The 17,792-nt window shown below is 59.7% G+C and carries 14 protein-coding genes and 1 other annotated feature (1 of these 15 only partly in view); of the genes, 4 read left to right on the top strand and 10 right to left on the bottom strand.

The annotated features are described in order from the left end of the window. Positions 1 to 230: 230 nt before the first annotated feature. Complete coding sequence (gene rpsT, locus AC4PR2_RS06160) at positions 231 to 494, top strand: 30S ribosomal protein S20 (protein ID WP_033637053.1); 264 nt, start codon at positions 231 to 233, stop codon at positions 492 to 494. 71 nt (positions 495 to 565) lie between these two features. On the opposite strand, the gene nhaR is transcribed toward rpsT, so the two are convergent. The 4 genes from nhaR to dnaK form a co-directional block, all read right to left on the bottom strand. Further along, positions 566 to 1,465 carry a transcriptional activator NhaR gene (gene nhaR, locus AC4PR2_RS06155; RefSeq protein WP_025159627.1) on the bottom strand — a complete coding sequence of 300 codons (900 nt, stop codon included), beginning with the start codon at positions 1,463 to 1,465 and terminating at the stop codon, positions 566 to 568. Positions 1,466 to 1,657: 192 nt separating this feature from the next. Further along, positions 1,658 to 2,824, bottom strand: a complete 1,167-nt coding sequence (gene nhaA / locus AC4PR2_RS06150; RefSeq protein ID WP_087762940.1) for a Na+/H+ antiporter NhaA — start codon at positions 2,822 to 2,824, stop codon at positions 1,658 to 1,660. Positions 2,825 to 3,060: 236 nt separating this feature from the next. Further along, positions 3,061 to 4,185 (bottom strand): molecular chaperone DnaJ, encoded by a 1,125-nt coding sequence (dnaJ, locus tag AC4PR2_RS06145; protein ID WP_004932969.1) that lies wholly within the window; start codon positions 4,183 to 4,185, stop codon positions 3,061 to 3,063. Positions 4,186 to 4,291: 106 nt separating this feature from the next. Continuing rightward, positions 4,292 to 6,205, bottom strand: a complete 1,914-nt coding sequence (dnaK, locus tag AC4PR2_RS06140; RefSeq protein WP_004932972.1) for a molecular chaperone DnaK — start codon at positions 6,203 to 6,205, stop codon at positions 4,292 to 4,294. Between the two features lie 325 nt (positions 6,206 to 6,530). Here dnaK and satP point away from each other — a divergent pair, with 325 nt between their 5' ends. Next, entirely contained in the window at positions 6,531 to 7,130 is a 600-nt protein-coding gene (gene satP / locus AC4PR2_RS06135; protein WP_147839721.1) for an acetate uptake transporter, read from the top strand. Positions 7,131 to 7,174: 44 nt separating this feature from the next. On the opposite strand, the gene AC4PR2_RS06130 is transcribed toward satP, so the two are convergent. The 3 genes from AC4PR2_RS06130 to tal form a co-directional block, all read right to left on the bottom strand. After that, positions 7,175 to 8,482 (bottom strand): MFS transporter, encoded by a 1,308-nt coding sequence (locus AC4PR2_RS06130; RefSeq protein ID WP_492174950.1) that lies wholly within the window; start codon positions 8,480 to 8,482, stop codon positions 7,175 to 7,177. A 124-nt stretch (positions 8,483 to 8,606) separates the two neighbouring features. Then, the gene (gene mog / locus AC4PR2_RS06125; RefSeq protein WP_004932980.1) at positions 8,607 to 9,194 is read right to left on the bottom strand and encodes a molybdopterin adenylyltransferase; all 588 of its coding nucleotides are present in this window, start codon (positions 9,192 to 9,194) and stop codon (positions 8,607 to 8,609) included. Positions 9,195 to 9,345: 151 nt separating this feature from the next. Further along, the gene (tal, locus tag AC4PR2_RS06120) at positions 9,346 to 10,299 is read right to left on the bottom strand and encodes a transaldolase (protein ID WP_004932982.1); all 954 of its coding nucleotides are present in this window, start codon (positions 10,297 to 10,299) and stop codon (positions 9,346 to 9,348) included. Positions 10,300 to 10,682: 383 nt separating this feature from the next. Here tal and AC4PR2_RS06115 point away from each other — a divergent pair, with 383 nt between their 5' ends. Together AC4PR2_RS06115 and yaaA are read left to right on the top strand one after the other, a co-directional pair. Further along, positions 10,683 to 12,119, top strand: coding sequence for an alanine/glycine:cation symporter family protein (locus AC4PR2_RS06115; protein WP_055317166.1), 1,437 nt, complete (start codon positions 10,683 to 10,685; stop codon positions 12,117 to 12,119). A gap of 106 nt (positions 12,120 to 12,225) precedes the next feature. Beyond that, on the top strand, positions 12,226 to 13,002 hold the full coding sequence (gene yaaA / locus AC4PR2_RS06110) for a peroxide stress protein YaaA (protein WP_064290779.1): 777 nt from the start codon (positions 12,226 to 12,228) through the stop codon (positions 13,000 to 13,002). A 46-nt stretch (positions 13,003 to 13,048) separates the two neighbouring features. Here the strand turns inward: yaaA and thrC are convergent, their stop codons facing one another. Genes thrC through thrA form a run of 3 tightly spaced genes read right to left on the bottom strand, consistent with a single transcriptional unit; the run spans position 13,049 to position 17,732 of the window. Then, positions 13,049 to 14,338, bottom strand: coding sequence for a threonine synthase (gene thrC, locus AC4PR2_RS06105; RefSeq protein WP_100396039.1), 1,290 nt, complete (start codon positions 14,336 to 14,338; stop codon positions 13,049 to 13,051). Positions 14,339 to 14,341: 3 nt separating this feature from the next. Beyond that, positions 14,342 to 15,271, bottom strand: coding sequence for a homoserine kinase (gene thrB, locus AC4PR2_RS06100; protein WP_004932993.1), 930 nt, complete (start codon positions 15,269 to 15,271; stop codon positions 14,342 to 14,344). Position 15,272: 1 nt separating this feature from the next. Next, entirely contained in the window at positions 15,273 to 17,732 is a 2,460-nt protein-coding gene (thrA, locus tag AC4PR2_RS06095) for a bifunctional aspartate kinase/homoserine dehydrogenase I (RefSeq protein ID WP_443014453.1), read from the bottom strand. A 24-nt stretch (positions 17,733 to 17,756) separates the two neighbouring features. Continuing rightward, positions 17,757 to 17,792: a sequence feature (Thr leader region), on the bottom strand; it runs 82 nt beyond the window's last position.

The raw sequence follows: 17,792 nt of genomic DNA, 5'->3' as shown, positions 1-17,792 counted from the left end.
GACCGCGGCCAACGGCTTGCGTCCGCCGCGGCAAAACATTGGCGAATTTTCTCGCGAAACACTGTATTCCCAAGAGCGAAGCTGGTAAAATCCTGCGCCATCACAACGTAGCGAGTGCCGCCTGTACAAACGGCGCTTATTTGCACAAATCCATTGACAAACGAAGGCTAAAAGGGCATATTCCTCGGCCTTTGAATTGTCCTCAATAGAATATATTTGGGAGTTGGACCTTGGCTAATATCAAATCAGCTAAGAAACGCGCCGTACAGTCTGAGAAACGCCGCAAGCATAACGCTAGCCGTCGCTCAATGGTGCGTACCTTCATCAAGAAGGTAGACGCAGCTATCGCAGCTGGCGACAAAGAAGCAGCACAAACTGCATTCCTGGTAATGCAGCCACTGGTGGACCGTCAGGCAGCTAAAGGCCTGATCCACAAAAACAAAGCAGCGCGTCATAAGTCAAACCTGACTGCACGCATCAACGCAATGCAATAAGCATTTCGTTATCTGCTTGATAAAAAAACCGGCTCAGGCCGGTTTTTTTACGCCCTGCGTTCAGTGAACCACTAGCAGGAAAACAGCGCCGAGAAGTCTTTGTTGCACACGCGCTGCACCGCCGGATGCTGGATCATGCGCTCGGCGAAGATGATGTAATACTCCTCCTGCACGCTGTCGATGCGCCCAATCTCCACCACGTTGTCATCGTTATAGGTATCCTGCGCATACAGCGTCGGCGCCACGAAAATCGCATTGTGATACATGCCGAAGGCCTTCATCAGCGCCGCATCGTCGAACTCACCCAGGATCTCCACCTGAATGCCCTGCGTATTGAACCAGTTGAGCAGCTTGCGCCCCAGCATCGAGCGGCGGCCGGGGATCAGCAGCTTGCGCTGCTCCAGGCAGGCCGGGAACGGCAGCTCCGGCGCCGGCTGGCGGCAGAAGAAGCTGATGCCGCACTCGCCCAGCTTCAGCGAGAACAGCCCTTCCTGCTGGCTGGAGTCCACCGGGCAATCCGACAGGATCATATCCAGCTTGTGCTGGCTGAGCTGCTCCAGCAGCATCTCGTGCGTCGATTCAAAACAGCGCAGGTGGATCTGTTCGTTGTCCACCACCACCGCCGCTTCCAACACCTGGCTGACCAGGCGCTTCGACAACGCGTCCGCCACGCCAACGTCGAACAGCAGGTTCGACTCTTTGCGGTAGTTGACGATATCCAGCATTTCCTGGCTGAGCATAAACATCTTGTCGGCATAGCGGAACACCAGCTGCCCCAGCTCCGAAGGTACCAACCCGCGCCCCTGGCGTTTGAACAGCTTACCGTCCAACCGCTCCTCCAGCGCTTTGATCTGGCCGGTGATGGTCTGCGGCGTCAAAAACAACGCTTCGGCGGCACCGACCACGGAACCGGCCTTGCAGACCTGCCAGAAATAGTAAAGGTGATTAAAGTTGATATGCGACATCCTCACGAGCGGCTCTCCTTAACAACGTTTCGCAGCGGCAAACGGTGTGCCGTGACGAGCGACAAACTTCCTTTCCCTGCTTCAGACAACGTATAGCCCCATTAGTCCCAACGAAGAACGGCCGAAGCTGCACATATTTTATACCGCGCAGCTCCGACCAGCCATTTTATTGTGTGCCCTTATCGGGCACACGCAGGATTAACGCACCCGCGGCAACGCCAGACGCAGCAACCCATACCCTGCCACCGCCGCCGCAGTGGAGCCCAGCAGGATCCCCAGGCGGGAATAGGTGCTGAGCGCCGCATCCGCATCGCCGAACGCCAGCGAGGCGATGAAAATCGACATGGTGAAACCAATACCACACAGCACCGAAACGGCAAACACCTGTTTGAAACCGATCCCCTCAGGCAAGCGGGCGATGCCCATTTTCACCGCCAGCAGGCTGAAGAGGAAAATCCCCAGCGGCTTGCCGATAAACAGCCCGGCCGCAATCCCGACCGGCAACAGCGACGTCAACCCTTCCAGCGATACGCCCTGCAAAGAAACCCCGGCGTTGGCGAATGCGAACAGCGGCAGGATCATAAACGCGACCCAAGGGTGCAGCTCATGTTCCAGCGTCTCCGACGGCGACGGCCCCTTCTTGACGTTCAGCGGGATCATAAAGCCGACGATCACCCCGGCCAGCGTCGCGTGCACCCCGGACTTGAGGATCGCGACCCACAACACCAGGCCGACCATCATATACAGCGAGGTTTTACCCACGCCGCGCCAGTTCATCACCGCCAGCAGCACCGCCGCCGCCGCCGCCACGCCCAGCGCCACCATCGACACTTCGTGGGTGTAGAACAGCGCGATGATGATAATCACGCCCAGGTCATCGATGATCGCCAACGCCAGCAGGAACACTTTCAGGCTGGTCGGCACGCGGTTACCCAGCAGCGCCATTACGCCCAGCGCGAAGGCGATATCGGTCGCAGCCGGGATCGCCCAGCCCTGGCGGGTGACTTCATCTGCGCCGTTGAACAGCAAATAAATCAGCGCCGGCGCCAGCATGCCACCCAGCGCGGCGATCGCCGGAAACACCGCCTTGTCGCGCCCGGACAGCGAGCCCTGCATCAGCTCGCGCTTGACCTCGAGCCCCACCACCAGGAAGAAGATGGCCATCAGGCCGTCGTTGATCCACAGCAGCAGCGGCTTGGCGATCTCCAGCGAAGCAATTTTTACCATCACCGGCAGGTTGAGGAATGCCTGATAGATCCCCTGCGCCGGGGTGTTGGCCATGATCAGGGCGACGATCGCCGCCGCGATCAGAATGATGCCGCCCGCGGCTTCCTGACGTAAAAATTGACGAATGATGTTGGTCACAATACGTCTCTCCAAATCTGTGCAGGGCGTAGCGCCCTGCGAACCACAGTCATGAAGTGAGTATAGAGGGCGTTTTAGTTCGAAAAAATAAGTTTATAAATGCTAAATAACTCGATAAAACCGATCAAAAGCACGAATAAGTCACATTATTTATAGGGGATTAGGGGTGCGACATGCAAATAAAAACCCCGGGACAGACGCCCGGGGTTCTAATATAAACCAGCAGAAACAGCAGGTTAGCGAGTCAGGTCGTCAAAGAACTTTTTCACCCCGTCGAAGAAGCTCTTCGAACGCGGGCTGTTCTTGTCACCGGACGGGCCGCCCAGGCTCTCTTCCAGCTCGCGCAGCAATTGCTTCTGCTTGTCGTTCAGATTGACCGGGGTTTCCACCACTACGCGGCACAGCAGGTCGCCCTGGCTGCCACCACGCACCGATTTCACGCCCTTGCCGCGCATGCGGAACAGTTTGCCGGTTTGGGTCTCCGAAGGCACCTTCAGTTTCACCCGGCCGTCCAGCGTCGGCACTTCAATCTCGCCGCCCAGCGCCGCCATGGCGAAGTTGATCGGCACTTCACAGTACAGGTTGTTGCCTTCGCGCTCGAAGATCGGGTGCGCCTTCACCTGCACCTGAACGTACAGATCACCCGCCGGTGCGCCGTGCTCGCCGGCTTCGCCTTCACCCGCCAGGCGGATGCGGTCACCGGTATCGACGCCGGCCGGAATTTTCACCGACAGCGTTTTGGATTTTTCTACCCGGCCGTGGCCGTGGCACTTGTTGCACGGATCTTTGATGATCTGACCGCGGCCATGGCAGTGCGGACACGCCTGCTGCACGGTGAAGAAGCCCTGACGCATCTGCACCTGGCCCTGGCCGTGACAGGTTGGACAGGTCACCGGCGAGCTGCCCGGCTTGGCGCCGCTGCCGTGGCAGACGTCGCACTCTTCCAGCGTCGGGATGCGGATCTCTTTGGTGACGCCACGTACCGCTTCCTCGAGGGTCAGCTCCATGTTATAGCGCAGATCGGAACCGCGGCTGGCGCGCTGACGGCGGCCTCCGCCGAAGATGTCGCCAAACACGTCGCCAAAGATATCGCTGAAGTCAGCACCGCCGCCAAAGCCGCCGCCGCCCATGCCGCCCTGTTCAAAGGCCGCGTGCCCGTACTGATCGTAGGCCGCGCGTTTCTGGTCGTCGGTCAGGACTTCGTAAGCTTCTTTAACTTCTTTAAACTTGGTTTCGGCGTCTTGTTCCTGGTTGCGGTCAGGATGGTATTTCATCGCCAGGCGTTTGTACGCCTTTTTGATCTCACGTTCATCCGCCGTCTTGCTGACGCCGAGAATCTCGTAATAGTCTTTCTTCGCCATTCTTTCGCTTACCCTTAACATGCGTGCACGGGCGCAGAGTTGCCTCGACGCCCGTGCTGGTTTCCGGGAGCGGCATCTCGGCCGCCCCGTGCCCGCTTAAGGGCGATTATTTTTTGTCTTTAACTTCTTCGAACTCAGCGTCAACCACGTCGTCGTCTTTCTGCGCCGCGTTGTCCGCGCCGGCGTCAGCACCCTGCTGAGCCTGCTGCGCCTGGGCCATTTCCAGCAGTTTGCCGGAAACCTGCACCAGAGCCTGAGTCTTCGCTTCGATCTCGGCTTTATCTTCGCCTTTCACCGCCGCTTCCAGATCTTTCAGCGCCGCTTCGATCGCCGTTTTGTCTTCCGCCGGCAGTTTGTCGCCCGCTTCTTCCAGCTGCTTGCGAGTGCCGTGGATCAGGTGATCGGCCTGGTTACGTGTCTGTACCAGCTCTTCGAACTTGCGGTCGGCTTCAGCGTTCAGCTCGGCGTCGCGCACCATTTTCTGGATTTCGTCTTCGTTCAGGCCAGAAGATGCCTTGATGGTGATCTTCTGCTCACGACCGGTGTTCTTGTCTTTGGCAGACACGTGCAGGATGCCGTCGGCATCGATATCGAAGGTGACTTCGATCTGCGCCATGCCGCGCGGTGCCGCCTGAATGCCGTCCAGGTTGAACTGGCCCAGAGATTTGTTATCGCTGGCGCGCTTACGCTCACCCTGCAGCACGTGGATGGTTACCGCAGACTGGTTGTCTTCAGCGGTAGAGAACACCTGGCTGTGCTTGGTCGGGATCGTGGTGTTTTTGGTGATCAGCGGCGTCATCACGCTGCCCATGGTTTCGATACCCAGCGACAGCGGGGTCACGTCCAGCAGCAGAACGTCCTTCACATCACCGGCCAACACGCCGCCCTGTACCGCAGCGCCCACGGCAACCGCTTCGTCCGGGTTCACGTCTTTACGCGGCTCTTTGCCGAAGAAGTCTGCGACTTTCTTCTGCACCATTGGCATACGGGTCTGGCCGCCCACCAGGATCACGTCCTGGATGTCGGAAACCGACAGGCCTGCGTCTTTCAGCGCCACTTTCAGCGGCTCGATAGAACGTGCAACCAGATCTTCAACCAGCGACTCGAGTTTGGCGCGAGTCACTTTGATGTTCATGTGTTTTGGACCGGTCGCGTCTGCCGTGATGTACGGCAGGTTAACGTCGGTCTGCTGAGCGGAAGACAGTTCGATCTTCGCTTTCTCAGCGGCTTCTTTCAGACGCTGCATCGCCAGCGGATCGTTGCGCAGATCGATACCCTGATCTTTCTTGAACTCTTCCACCAGGTAGTTGATCAGACGGCTGTCGAAGTCTTCGCCACCCAGGTGGGTGTCACCGTTGGTCGCCAGCACTTCGAAGGTTTTTTCGCCGTCAACGTCGTCGATTTCGATGATGGAGATATCGAAAGTACCGCCACCCAGGTCATAAACCGCGATGGTGCGGTTGCCGACTTCTTTGTCCAGACCGTAGGCCAGGGCCGCAGCGGTTGGTTCGTTGATGATGCGCTTGACTTCCAGACCCGCGATGCGGCCGGCGTCTTTGGTCGCCTGACGCTGGGCGTCGTTGAAGTAAGCCGGTACGGTGATAACCGCTTCAGTTACCGGTTCGCCCAGGTAATCTTCCGCCGTTTTCTTCATTTTCTTCAGCACTTCCGCAGAGATCTGCGGCGGAGCCATTTTCTGGCCTTTCACTTCCAGCCAAGCGTCGCCGTTGTCGGCTTCGACGATTTTGTACGGCATGATCGCTTTGTCGCGCTGCGCTTCTTCATCCTGGAAGCGGCGACCGATCAGGCGCTTGATGGCGAACAGGGTGTTTTCAGGGTTGGTCACTGCCTGACGCTTAGCCGGCTGGCCAACCAGAGTTTCACCGTCCTGGGTATATGCGATAATAGAAGGAGTGGTGCGGTCGCCCTCGGCGTTTTCCAGCACGCGTGCCTTGGCACCATCCATAATTGCTACGCAAGAGTTGGTAGTACCCAGGTCGATACCAATAATTTTACCCATCTAAACGTCTCCACTAAAAAATTCATAATCAGTCAGGTTGCTAACCTATATGCGGGCGATTTTTTGCTTTTCAACTGCCCGATATCTCAGTGCGACCCGCGGTTAGCAACTGCGGTTGCAAATAAGATGGGGCCATCCAATCCGGCATCAAGGGGCAAGGCGAAAAAAATTTCTTTTTTTTATCGTCATTCAGATCATTGTTTCCGGCTGCGGGGATCATTATGATGCGCGCGCTCTGGTGGAAAACTTCGATTTTTTGGCCATTCAGACCATTTATTATTTTACTTCGCTGTTTCCGTTAATTTTCTGTTATCGCAGAGGACTTATGCACACCAACAAGTTGGCGAATCCCGGCCCTCTCGGCCTGATGGGCTTCGGGATGACCACCGTCTTGCTGAACCTGCACAACGCGGGCTTTTTCCCACTGAACTCCGCCATCATCAGCATGGGGATTTTCTTCGGTGGCCTGGCCCAGATCCTGGCCGGTCTGCTGGAATACAAGAAGGGCAACACCTTCGGCATGACCGCTTTCACCGCCTACGGCAGCTTCTGGCTGAGCCTGGTCGGTCTGCTGCTGCTGCCGCGTCTGGGCCTGGCTGAGGCCACCGAGGCGCACGTGCTGGGCATCTACCTGGCGCTGTGGGGCGTCTTCACCCTGTTCATGTTCTTCGGCACCCTGGCCGCCAACCGCGTGCTGCAGTTCGTGTTCGCCAGCCTCACGCTGCTGTTCGCCCTGCTGGCCGTCGGCAACATCACCGGCAATCACGCGCTGCTGACCTTCGCCGGCTATGAAGGCATCATCTGCGGTGCCAGCGCCATTTACCTGGCGATGGCCGAAGTGCTCAACGAGCAATACGGCCGCAAGGTGTTGCCGATTGGCGAACCGGCTCCGGCCCGCGTCGCGGCCTCACCGGTGGCGGCGTAATCGCCCTTCCCTGATGAAAAAGCCCTGCAGTGCAGGGCTTTTTTTTAGCTGTAGGAATCGGCTCGCCGCTCCCCGGCTTCGCTGTTCAGATCGCGATGCAGGTAGAAGCCGAGCAGCAGCCCGATGAGCGACAGCGCCAACACGTAGTAAGCGGGCGCTAACGGGGTCAATTTCATGATCAGCGTCACAAAAATAGGGGTTAAACCGCCAAAAATAGCGTACGAGATATTATATGAGAACGAGATGCCGGTAAACCGCACTTCCGCTGGGAACGCCCGCACCATCACGTACGGCACGGCCCCCACCACGCCTACGCTGAACCCCACCAGCGCATAGCAGGCGAATAGCATTTCCGGGTGCACGCCCACCGTCTGATAGAACAGCCAGCTGCAGCCGGCCAGCAGCACACTGCCGACCACCAGCGTTTTGCTGGCGCCAAAGCGATCGGCCGATAAACCGGCGACGATGCAGCCGGCGATCAGCATGATGGTGGCGATGCTGTTGGCCTGCAGCGTCAAGGCCGGCGCAATGCCGAACTGCTTTTGCAGATAGGTCGGGGTCATCAGGATCACCACCACAATGCCGGCGGAGAGCAGCCAGGTCAGCAGCATCGATACCACCACTTCCCGCTTGTGGTTGAGCACCACCGACTTCAGCGGCAGCTCCTCGGCCAGCGCTTTACGCGCCTGCATCTCGATGAAGATCGGCGTTTCCTGCAGCCAGCGGCGCAGGTACATCGCCACCAAGCCGAACATGCCGCCCAAGAGGAAAGGAATGCGCCAGCCGCCGCCGGCGATGCTCTGCGGGCTGAGCGTAGTGTTGATCACCGTCGCCACCACCGAGCCCAGCAGGATGCCCACCGTCAACCCGGCGGTCAGCGTGCCGCAGGCGAAGCCGATGCGCCGGCGCGGCACGTGTTCGGCAACGAAGACCCAGGCGCCCGGCACCTCACCGCCGATCGCCGCCCCCTGCAGCACGCGCATCAACAGCAGCAGCAGCGGCGCAGCAATGCCGATGCTGGCGTAGGTCGGCAGCAGGCCCATCGCCAACGTCGGCAACGCCATCAGCAGAATGCTCAGGGTAAACATCTTCTTGCGGCCGACCAGATCGCCGAAGTGCGCCATCACGATGCCGCCCAGCGGGCGGGCCAGATAGCCAGCGGCGAAGATGCCGAAGGTTTGCACCAGACGTAGCCACTCCGGCATGTCCGCCGGGAAGAACAGATCGCCGACCACGGCGGCGAAGAACACGAAGATGATGAAGTCGTAAAACTCCAGCGCGCCGCCCAACGCGGCCAACGTCAGCGTTTTGTAGTCTTGCCGGTTCAGCCGGCGATTAGTGTCGTGAGGCATAGGGCACCGTCGGTAAAGGCTGTAAAAATAAAAGCCGCAGGCTTTCTGTAAAAGAATCCTTACTATAGCGGCAAATTATTTTCACACCAGACGGGCTGAAGCCGATCTCGCAGAATGCTGAAATTTAGAGGTTTATCTCGCGACGCGCGCTCTTTGGCCGAAATGCTGCTACCACCGCGGCGTGCGTTTCGACGTAAGGCCCGTCGAGCAGTTGAATGCAATAAGGCACGCTGGCGAAGATGCCGTGTACCACCGCATTGCCCTGCTCATCCTTTACCCCTTCCAGCGTTTCCTTGATCGACTTCGGTTGGCCGGGCAGGTTGATGATCAGCGCCTGTTTGCGGATCGCCCCCACCTGGCGAGAAAGAATTGCCGTTGGCACATAGTGTAGGCTGATCTGACGCATTTGCTCGCCGAAGCCGGGCATCACGCGATCGGCGATCGCCAGCGTGGCGTCGGGGGTGACATCACGGCGCGCCGGCCCGGTGCCGCCGGTGGTCAGCACCAGATGGCAGCCCATTTCGTCCACCAGCTCGCACAGCGTCTGTTCAATTTGCGTCTGCTCATCGGGGATCAGCCGGGTTTCCAGCTTGAACGGCGTCGCCAGCGCGCCGCTCAGCCACTCTTCCAGCGCCGGGATGCCTTTATCCTGATAAACGCCGCCGGAAGCGCGATCGGAAACGGAAACCAAACCAATACGTAAAATATCCATGCGTAACCTCTACAGCCTGATGGGGTCCGAACGGGTTCGTCTCCCGTTCTGTTGTCATTGCCGAGAGTATAAGGGCTTCCCCCGCCGACGGGAGCGTCGGGCATAAAAAAAGGTGGCCTGAGCCACCTTTTTACTGCGCGATCTGCGGGAATTACAGCAGGTCGGCGATCATTTTTTCCAGTTTGCCCTGGTCTACGGCAAACTTGCGGATACCGTCGGTCAGTTTCTCAACCGCCATCGGATCCTGGTTGTGCTGCCAGTAGAACTCAGGTTCGGTCAGTGCGGCAGGACGCGCCTTCACTTCACCGGTGTAAGACAGTTTGCGCTCCAGCGCGCCTTCGCTCTCCGCCAGCTCTTTCAGCAGCGCAGGGGCGATGGTCAGGCGGTCACAGCCGGCCAGTTCGATGATTTCGCCGACGTTACGGAAGCTGGCGCCCATCACCACGGTGTTGTAACCGTGCTGTTTGTAGTACTGGTAAATTTCGGTCACGGAGATCACGCCCGGATCTTCGTGCGGGGCGAACTCTTTCTTGTCGCCGTTGGCTTTGTACCAGTCGAGGATACGGCCGACGAACGGTGAGATCAGGTAAACGCCGGCTTCGGCACAAGCGCGAGCCTGAGCGAAGGAGAACAGCAGCGTCAGGTTACAGTTGATGCCTTCTTTCTCCAGCTGCTCCGCCGCGCGGATGCCCTGCCAGGTCGAGGCCAGTTTGATCAGGATGCGATCGTTGCTGATGCCGGCTTCGTTGTACAGTTTGATCAGGCGCTTGGCCTTGGCCACGCTGGCGACGGTGTCGTAAGACAGACGCGCATCCACTTCGGTGGAGATGCGGCCCGGAACCAGTTTGAGGATTTCCAGACCGATGTTGACCGCCAGCTTGTCGGCGGCGTCGGCGATCTGCTGCTCGCGATCGCTGCTCTGGCCGCGCGCCCAGGCGATGGCTTCGTCAATCAGTTTGCGGTATTCAGGAATTTGGGCTGCATTGAGGATCAGCGAAGGGTTGGTTGTAGCGTCCTGCGGTTGATACAGCTTCATTGCCGCGATATCACCCGTATCTGCAACCACCGTGGTCAGCTGGCGCAGGGAAGTTAATTTGTCGGTCATGTTGGCATTATCTCATCGTTTGTGCATGAACTTTTGGCATTGTTCAACCATGCCCTACCCTGATAATAACATGCGCCAAGCCCGGTGCAAGGCTGGAAAACCGCGGCGCGCAAGCATCTGTTTTATCCTTGGGCGAGCAACCGTTTACGCCGATATCTTTCGCCATAACCGAGCGGATGGAAAGGCAATAACGTGCTATTGTCCGAATAAATTATGTTAAATTCGAAAAAATTGATGCAATTCGTCCGCTAATCTGCGAAAAATCTTAATCGACTGACGCCGGACCAATTCCAGCTAAGCTCTTGTAAAAAATAGGCCAATGTTTTTCACCTGCGGTGGATGCTGCAAGGTGCGCATTAAATTTCGATAAGAGGAGGGATCCCTTGACGGACCTGATGAACTTTATAAACAATATTTTGTGGGGGTCGGTGCTGATTTATCTGCTGCTCGGCACCGGCATCTACTTCACGTTGCGCACCCGCTTTATCCAGCTCCGCCACTTCAGCCACATGTTCTCGGTGTTGAAAAACAGCAATAAAAGCGACAGCGCCGGCATCTCCTCTTTCCAGGCGCTGTGTACCACGCTGGCGGCGCGCGTCGGCACCGGCAACCTGACCGGCGTCGCCATCGCCCTGACCGCCGGCGGCCCCGGTGCCATCTTCTGGATGTGGGTGGTGGCGTTTATCGGCATGGCCACCTCCTTTGTGGAAAGCTCGCTGGCGCAGCTCTACAAAACCAAAGACGATAACGGCAACTACCGCGGCGGCCCGGCCTATTACATGGAAAAGGGCCTCGGCATGCGCTGGATGGGCGTGCTGTTCTCCATCTTCCTGATCATCGCGTTCGGCCTGGTATTCAACGCCGTGCAGGCCAACTCCATAGCCCAGGCCTCCGCCGTCGCCTTCCATTTGCAGCCGCTGCACGTCGGCATCGGCCTGGTGGTGTTGAGCGGGGTAGTGATCTTCGGCGGCATTCGCTCCATTGCCAAAGTGGCCGAACTGGTGGTGCCGCTGATGGCGGGCGCCTACCTGCTGTTGGCCCTCTGGGTAATTGGCCATAACATCGAACACATGCCGGCGATCCTGGCGCTGATCTTCAAAAGCGCCTTCGGCCTACAGGAAGCTGCGGCCGGTGCCGTCGGTTACGGCATCTCCCAGGCGATGACCCAAGGCGTGCAGCGCGGCCTGTTCTCCAACGAAGCCGGCATGGGTTCGGCGCCCAATGCGGCAGCGTCCGCCTCGCCTTATCCGCCGCATCCGGCTTCGCAAGGCTACGTGCAAATGCTCGGGGTATTTATCGATACCATCGTCATCTGCAGCGCCACCGCGGCGATCATCCTCTCCTCCGGCATTCTCGATCAGCCGACCGACAGCATCAGCGGCATCGATCTGACCCAGCGCGCGCTGTCGACCGCCGTCGGCAGTTGGGGGGCGCCGTTCGTCGCCATCGCCATCTTCTTCTTCGCCTTTACCTCGATCATCGCCAACTACGCCTATGCCGAGAGCAACCTGGTATTCCTCGAGCACAACCACCCGGGCGGCCTGATCATTTTCCGCTGCGTGGCGTTGGGCATGGTGATGTTCGGCGCACTGGCGGAGCTGCCGCTGGTGTGGAAAATGGCGGATACTTCCATGGCGCTGATGGCCATCACCAACCTGACGGCCATCCTGCTGCTGTCGCGGGTGGCGCTGAAGCTGGCCGACGACTACCATCGCCAACGCCGCCTGGGCAAGCTGCCGACCTTCGACGCCAACCGTTATCCGGAGCTGAAGTCGCAGCTGGAGCCGGGCGTGTGGGACGGTCATCAACCACCGCGCTGAGTTTTCCGGGGCGCGTGCGGTGCGCGCCTCGGCCTATTGGACCGATTGCCCCTTTTTCCCGCGCTTTTTGCTACAGTATCCGCACTTGGATAAACAGGATCTGGCCATGCTCGTTATTATTTCCCCTGCAAAAACTCTCGATTACGACAGCCCGCTGGCGACAGAACGTTTCACGCAGCCCGAACTGCTGGACAAGTCTCAGCGGCTTATCAAAATTTGCCGCGAGCTGACGCCGGCGCAAATCGCCAGCCTGATGAGCATCAGCGACAAGCTGGCCGGGCTGAACGCCGCGCGCTTTAGCGAGTGGCAGCCCAAATTTACCCCAGACAATGCCCGTCAGGCGCTGCTGGCGTTCAAGGGCGACGTTTACACCGGCCTGCAGGCGCAGGATTTCAACGAGGCCGATTTCGACTTTGCCCAGCAGCATCTGCGTATGCTGTCCGGCCTGTATGGCGTGCTGCGCCCGCTCGATCTGATGATGCCGTACCGGCTGGAGATGGGCATCAAGCTGGAAAACCCGAAAGGCAAAGATCTGTACAGCTTCTGGGGCGATCAAATCACCCAGAAACTCAATGAAGCGCTGGAGCAGCAGGGCGACGACGTGGTGGTCAACCTGGCGTCCGACGAGTATTTCAAGGCGGTGAAGCCGGCCAAACTGCACGGCGCGCTGATCAAACCGGTGTTCCTCGACGAGAAGAACGGCAAGTTCAAGGTCATCAGCTTCTACGCCAAGAAAGCGCGCGGGTTGATGAGCCGCTTTATCATCAAGAACCGCCTGACGCGCAGCGAGCAGCTGGTGGACTTCAACCTGGAAGGCTACGCCTTCGACGAAGCCGCCTCGCAGGGCAATGAACTGGTGTTCAAACGCCCGGAGCAGGCATAAAAAAAGCCGTCGCAAGACGGCTTTTCGTATTCTAGCCTGCCGAACTTCAGGCCGGCAGCGCCATCAGGAATTTGCGCAGTTCGGCAAAGCCGGCCGGCAGCGTGTGCGACAGCAGCGGCAGATCGGCCCGCAGCGCCAGCGCTTTCGGCAACGGCAGTTCCTGGCCGAGGATCGCTTCTACGCTCTCTTTAAACTTGGCCGGATGCGCCGTGCCGAGGAACAGACCGAACTCCCCTTCCTGCAGCTGATCGCGCAGCGCGCGATAGGCAATGGCTGCGTGCGGTTCTGAGATATAACCCAGCTCGGCCAGTTCACGCATCGTTTCCCTGGTGGTCTCATCGCTGACCGCCGCGTGGCCCAGCTCTTTCAGCTGCCAGACCTTACGACGGAACAGCTCTTCCACGCGCGGCCAGTTGTTTGGCTGGCTGACGTCCATGGCGTTGGACAGCGTCGCGACCGTGGCGTGCGGCTGCCACTGGCCGCTGGTCAGGAAGCGCGGCACGGTGTCGTTGGCGTTGGTGGCGGCAATAAAGCGCTTCACCGGCAGGCCCAGCGACTTGGCCAGCAGCCCGGCGGTCAGATCGCCGAAGTTGCCGCTCGGCACCGAGATGACCAGCTGATTGCGCGCTTCCTGCGGCAGCTGCGCCACCGCTTCGAAGTAGTAGCAGATCTGCGCCAGCAAGCGGCTGATGTTGATCGAGTTAGCCGAGTTCAGGTGCAACGCGTCTTTCAATTCTTGATCGTCGAACGCCTGCTTCACCAGCGCCTGGCAAGCATCGAAGTCGCCGTCAATCGCTACGGTGTGAATGTTGCCGCCCAGGGTACAGAACAGCTTCTCCTGCAGCGGACTGATTTTGCCCTGCGGATAGAGGATCACCACCCGGACGTTTTTCAGGCCGTAGAAGGCGTGCGCCACGGCGGCGCCGGTGTCGCCGGAGGTGGCGGTCAAAATGGTCACCGGCTGATCGCCGGCCACTTCCGCCAGCATCTGCGCCATAAAGCGGCCGCCGAAGTCTTTGAACGCCAGCGTCGGGCCGTGGAACAGCTCCAGGCAAGAGACGTCTTCGGTCACTTTCGCCACCGGCGCCGGGAACTCAAAGGCGGCCTGCACGCGTTTCTTCAGCGCCGCTTCCGGTACCTCTTCGCCGATAAAGGCCGACAGAATGCGGCTGCTGCGGGTGACAAAGTCCTGCTCCAGCAGCTGGTCGATCTCGGTCAGTTCGAACTCCGGCAGCTCCAGCGGGAAGAACAGCCCCTGCTGCTTGCCCAGGCCTTGTTTGATCGCCTGCGCGAAGCTGACCTGCTCGTTGTGATCCTTAAGGTTGTACAGTTTCATGCGTTATCCCAGTAGTCGAGCGCCTGCGGTATCCAGACGGCAAATATGAACAAAACCTTCGTCGTTTTGCAGATAGTGTTGTTGCAGCCAGGCGGCCATGCGTTGCGCGGTGGCGCCGTCGTTGCAGACGGCGAACAGCGTCGGGCCGGAACCGGAGATGCCGCAGGCCAGCGCGCCGATCTCCTGCGCCGCCTTGCGCGCTTCGGCGAAGCCCGGCAGCAGCCGGGTGCGGTACGGTTCGGCGATCACGTCCTGCATCAATTTGGCGGCCAGCTGCGGCTGACGGGTGTGGCAGGCATGGATAAAGCCGGCCAGATAGCGACCGTGGCTGATGCAATCCTGACGACGGTATTGCGCGGGTAAAATGGCGCGCGCTTCGGCGGTGGAGACCTTGATGCCCGGATAGGCCATGACCCACAGCCAATCGTCGAAGCACGGCACCTCCTGGCTGATGATGCCTTCTTCTTCCAGCATCAGCTGCAGGCCGCCAAGGTAACAAGGCGCCACGTTGTCGTAATGCACGCTGCCGGAAATGCGGCCTTCCAGCTCGCCCATCAGGCCGAGCAGCGTCGTCTTATCCAGCGGCCGATCGCAGAATTCGTTCATCGCCATCAACCCGGCGACCACCGAACAGGCGCTGGAGCCCAGCCCCGAACCGATCGGCATGTTCTTTTCCAACCGCATCGCCACAGGCACTTCGCGGCCGATCTCCTGGCAAAAACGCTCCCAGCATTGATAAACGATGTTCTCTTTCGGCTCGGCCGGCAGCTTGCTGACGAAGCGCCCGGCATTCTGCAGACTGAACGTCTCGGCGGCTTCGACGCTGACGCAGTCGCCCAGCAGCGTACCGTCGATCGGCGAAACCGCCGCGCCCAGCACATCGAAACCGACGCTGACGTTACCGATCGAGGCCGGTGCATACACCTTAACCATATTAAACTCCCAACTTCCATGACAGTGTGCGCAGCAGATCGGCGAACACGCCCGCTGCGGTCACATCGTTACCGGCGCCGTAGCCGCGCAGCACCAGCGGCAGCGGCTGATAATAGCGGCTGTAGAAGGCCAGCGCGTTCTCGCCGTTCTTCACTTTATACAACGGATCGTTGCCGTCCACCGCCTCGATGCGCACCTTGCAGCGCCCTTCGTCGATCAGGCCGACATAGCGCAGCACCTTGCCTTGCTCGGCGGCGTTGGCCACGTTGCGCGCGAACTCTTTATCCAGCTCCGGCAGCCGCGCCAGGAACTGATCCACGTCGCCCGATGCGTCGAAGGACGGCGGCAGCACCGGCTCGACCTCGATATCGCTCAGCTCCAGCTTGTAACCGGCCTCGCGCGCCAGGATCAGCAGCTTGCGCGCCACGTCCATACCGGACAGATCGTCGCGCGGATCCGGCTCGGTGTAGCCGTTGGCCCGGGCCTGCAGGGTCGCCGCCGACAGCGACAGCCCTTCGTCCAGCTTGCCGAAGATAAAGGACAGCGAACCGGACAGGATGCCGGAGAAGCGCACCAGCTCATCGCCGGCGTTCAGCAGGTTTTGCAGGTTCTCAATCACCGGTAAACCGGCACCGACATTGGTGTCATAGAGGAACTTGCGGTGCGAACCGGCGGCGGCCGCACGCAGTTGCTGATAATAGTTCATCGACGAGGTGTTGGCCTTTTTGTTCGGCGTCACCACGTGGAAACCGTCCGCCAGGAAGTCCACATACTGATCGGCCACCGCCTGGCTGGAGGTACAGTCGACGATCACCGGGTTCAGCAGGTGATACTCCTTCACCAGCCGGATCAGGCGGCCGAGATTGAACGGCTCCTGCGCGCCGGCCAGCTCGTCGCGCCAGCTGTCCAGCGCGATGCCGTGCACGTTGGTCAGCATCACGCGCGAGTTGGCGATGCCGCACACCCGCAGGTCGATATGTTTTTGCTTCAGCCACGGCTGCTGGCGGTAGATCTGCTCAATCAGCGCCCCGCCGACGCCGCCGACGCCGATGACGAACACTTCGATCACCTGATCGGTGTTGAACAGCATCTGGTGGCTGACGCGCACGCCGGTGGTGGCGGAATCATTGCTGACCACGACCGAAATTGAACGCTCGGAAGAGCCCTGGGCGATGGCGACGATATTGATGTTGGCGCGCGCCAGCGCGGAGAAGAAGCGCGCGGAGATGCCACGCAGGGTGCGCATGCCGTCGCCGACCACCGAGATGATCGCCAGGCGTTCCATGACGTCCAGCGGATCCAGCACGCCGTCTTTCAACTCCAGATAGAACTCCTCCTCCAGCGCGCGGCGGGCGCGCTGCAGTTCGCCCTGCGGCACGCAGAAGCTGATGCTGTATTCGGAAGAGGATTGGGTGATCAGCACCACCGAAATGCCGGCGCGCGACATCACGGCGAACACCCGCGCGGCCATGCCGACCATGCCTTTCATGCCCGGGCCGGAGACGTTGATCATCGCCATGTTGTTCAGGTTGGTGATGCCTTTCACCGGCATCGCGTCATCGGTGCTGTCTTTGCCGATCAGCGTGCCGGGGGCCTGCGGGTTGGAAGTGTTTTTAATCAGGCAAGGGATTTGGAACTGGGCAATCGGCGTGATGGTGCGAGGGTGCAGCACTTTGGCGCCGAAGTAGGAGAGCTCCATCGCCTCCTGGTACGACATCGATTTCAGCAGCCTGGCGTCCGGCACGGTGCGCGGATCGCAGGTATACACGCCGTCGACGTCGGTCCAGATTTCGCAACAGTCGGCGCGCAGGCAGGCGGCCAGCACGGCGGCGGAATAGTCGGAGCCGTTGCGGCCCAGCACCACCAGCTCGCCCTTGTCGTTACCGGCGGTGAAACCGGCCATCAGCACGATGTGGTCGGCCGGGATCGCCGCCGCGGCGATGCGCACCGTGGACTCGGCGATGTCCACGGTGGACTCCAGGTAGTGGCCCTGCGCCAGCAGTTTCTCCACCGGGTTGATCACCGTGACCGGGTAGCCCTTGGCGCGGAATACCCCTTCCATGATGGCGATGGAGAGCTTTTCACCGCGGCAGATAATAGCCGCGTTCACGCTGTCCGGGCACTGCCCCAGCAGCGAAACGCCGTGCAGCACCTGCTTGAGCTGCGCGAACTCCTGATCGACCACGCCCTTCAGCCTGTCGTATTCAAAGCCCGGCAGCGCCTGCGCCAGGCCGCTCAGCAGATCGGCAAAGATCCGCTCGGCGTCGCTGATATTCGGCAGAATGTCCTGGCCTGCCACCGTTTTGTCGATCATCGCCACCAGATGGTTGGTGATCTTTGCGGGGGCGGACAAGACCGTGGCTACCTGTCCCTGACGCGCGTTACTCTCCATGATATCGGCGACGCGCAGAAAACGTTCTGCATTCGCCACCGAGGTTCCGCCAAATTTCAGCACTCGCATGTGTGATCTCTCCGAATTTAAGCCGAAAAAAAAGCCCGCACTGATTAGGTGCGGGCTTTT

Source organism: Serratia sp. A07 (genome assembly GCF_058725505.1).
Note: the sequence above shows the minus strand (reverse complement) of the source record. Positions and strands in the feature narration are given on the sequence as shown.

Excerpts from the sequence above, each read along its gene's own strand:
- mog (WP_004932980.1), bottom strand. The coding sequence starts at position 9,194 with ATGGATATTTTACGTATTGGTTTGGTTTCCGTTTCCGATCGCGCTTCC.
- thrA (WP_443014453.1), bottom strand. The coding sequence starts at position 17,732 with ATGCGAGTGCTGAAATTTGGCGGAACCTCGGTGGCGAATGCAGAACGT.
- thrB (WP_004932993.1), bottom strand. The coding sequence starts at position 15,271 with ATGGTTAAGGTGTATGCACCGGCCTCGATCGGTAACGTCAGCGTCGGT.
- yaaA (WP_064290779.1), top strand. The coding sequence starts at position 12,226 with ATGCTCGTTATTATTTCCCCTGCAAAAACTCTCGATTACGACAGCCCG.
- tal (WP_004932982.1), bottom strand. The coding sequence starts at position 10,299 with ATGACCGACAAATTAACTTCCCTGCGCCAGCTGACCACGGTGGTTGCA.
- satP (WP_147839721.1), top strand. The coding sequence starts at position 6,531 with ATGCACACCAACAAGTTGGCGAATCCCGGCCCTCTCGGCCTGATGGGC.
- thrC (WP_100396039.1), bottom strand. The coding sequence starts at position 14,338 with ATGAAACTGTACAACCTTAAGGATCACAACGAGCAGGTCAGCTTCGCG.
- dnaJ (WP_004932969.1), bottom strand. The coding sequence starts at position 4,185 with ATGGCGAAGAAAGACTATTACGAGATTCTCGGCGTCAGCAAGACGGCG.
- AC4PR2_RS06130 (WP_492174950.1), bottom strand. The coding sequence starts at position 8,482 with ATGCCTCACGACACTAATCGCCGGCTGAACCGGCAAGACTACAAAACG.
- dnaK (WP_004932972.1), bottom strand. The coding sequence starts at position 6,205 with ATGGGTAAAATTATTGGTATCGACCTGGGTACTACCAACTCTTGCGTA.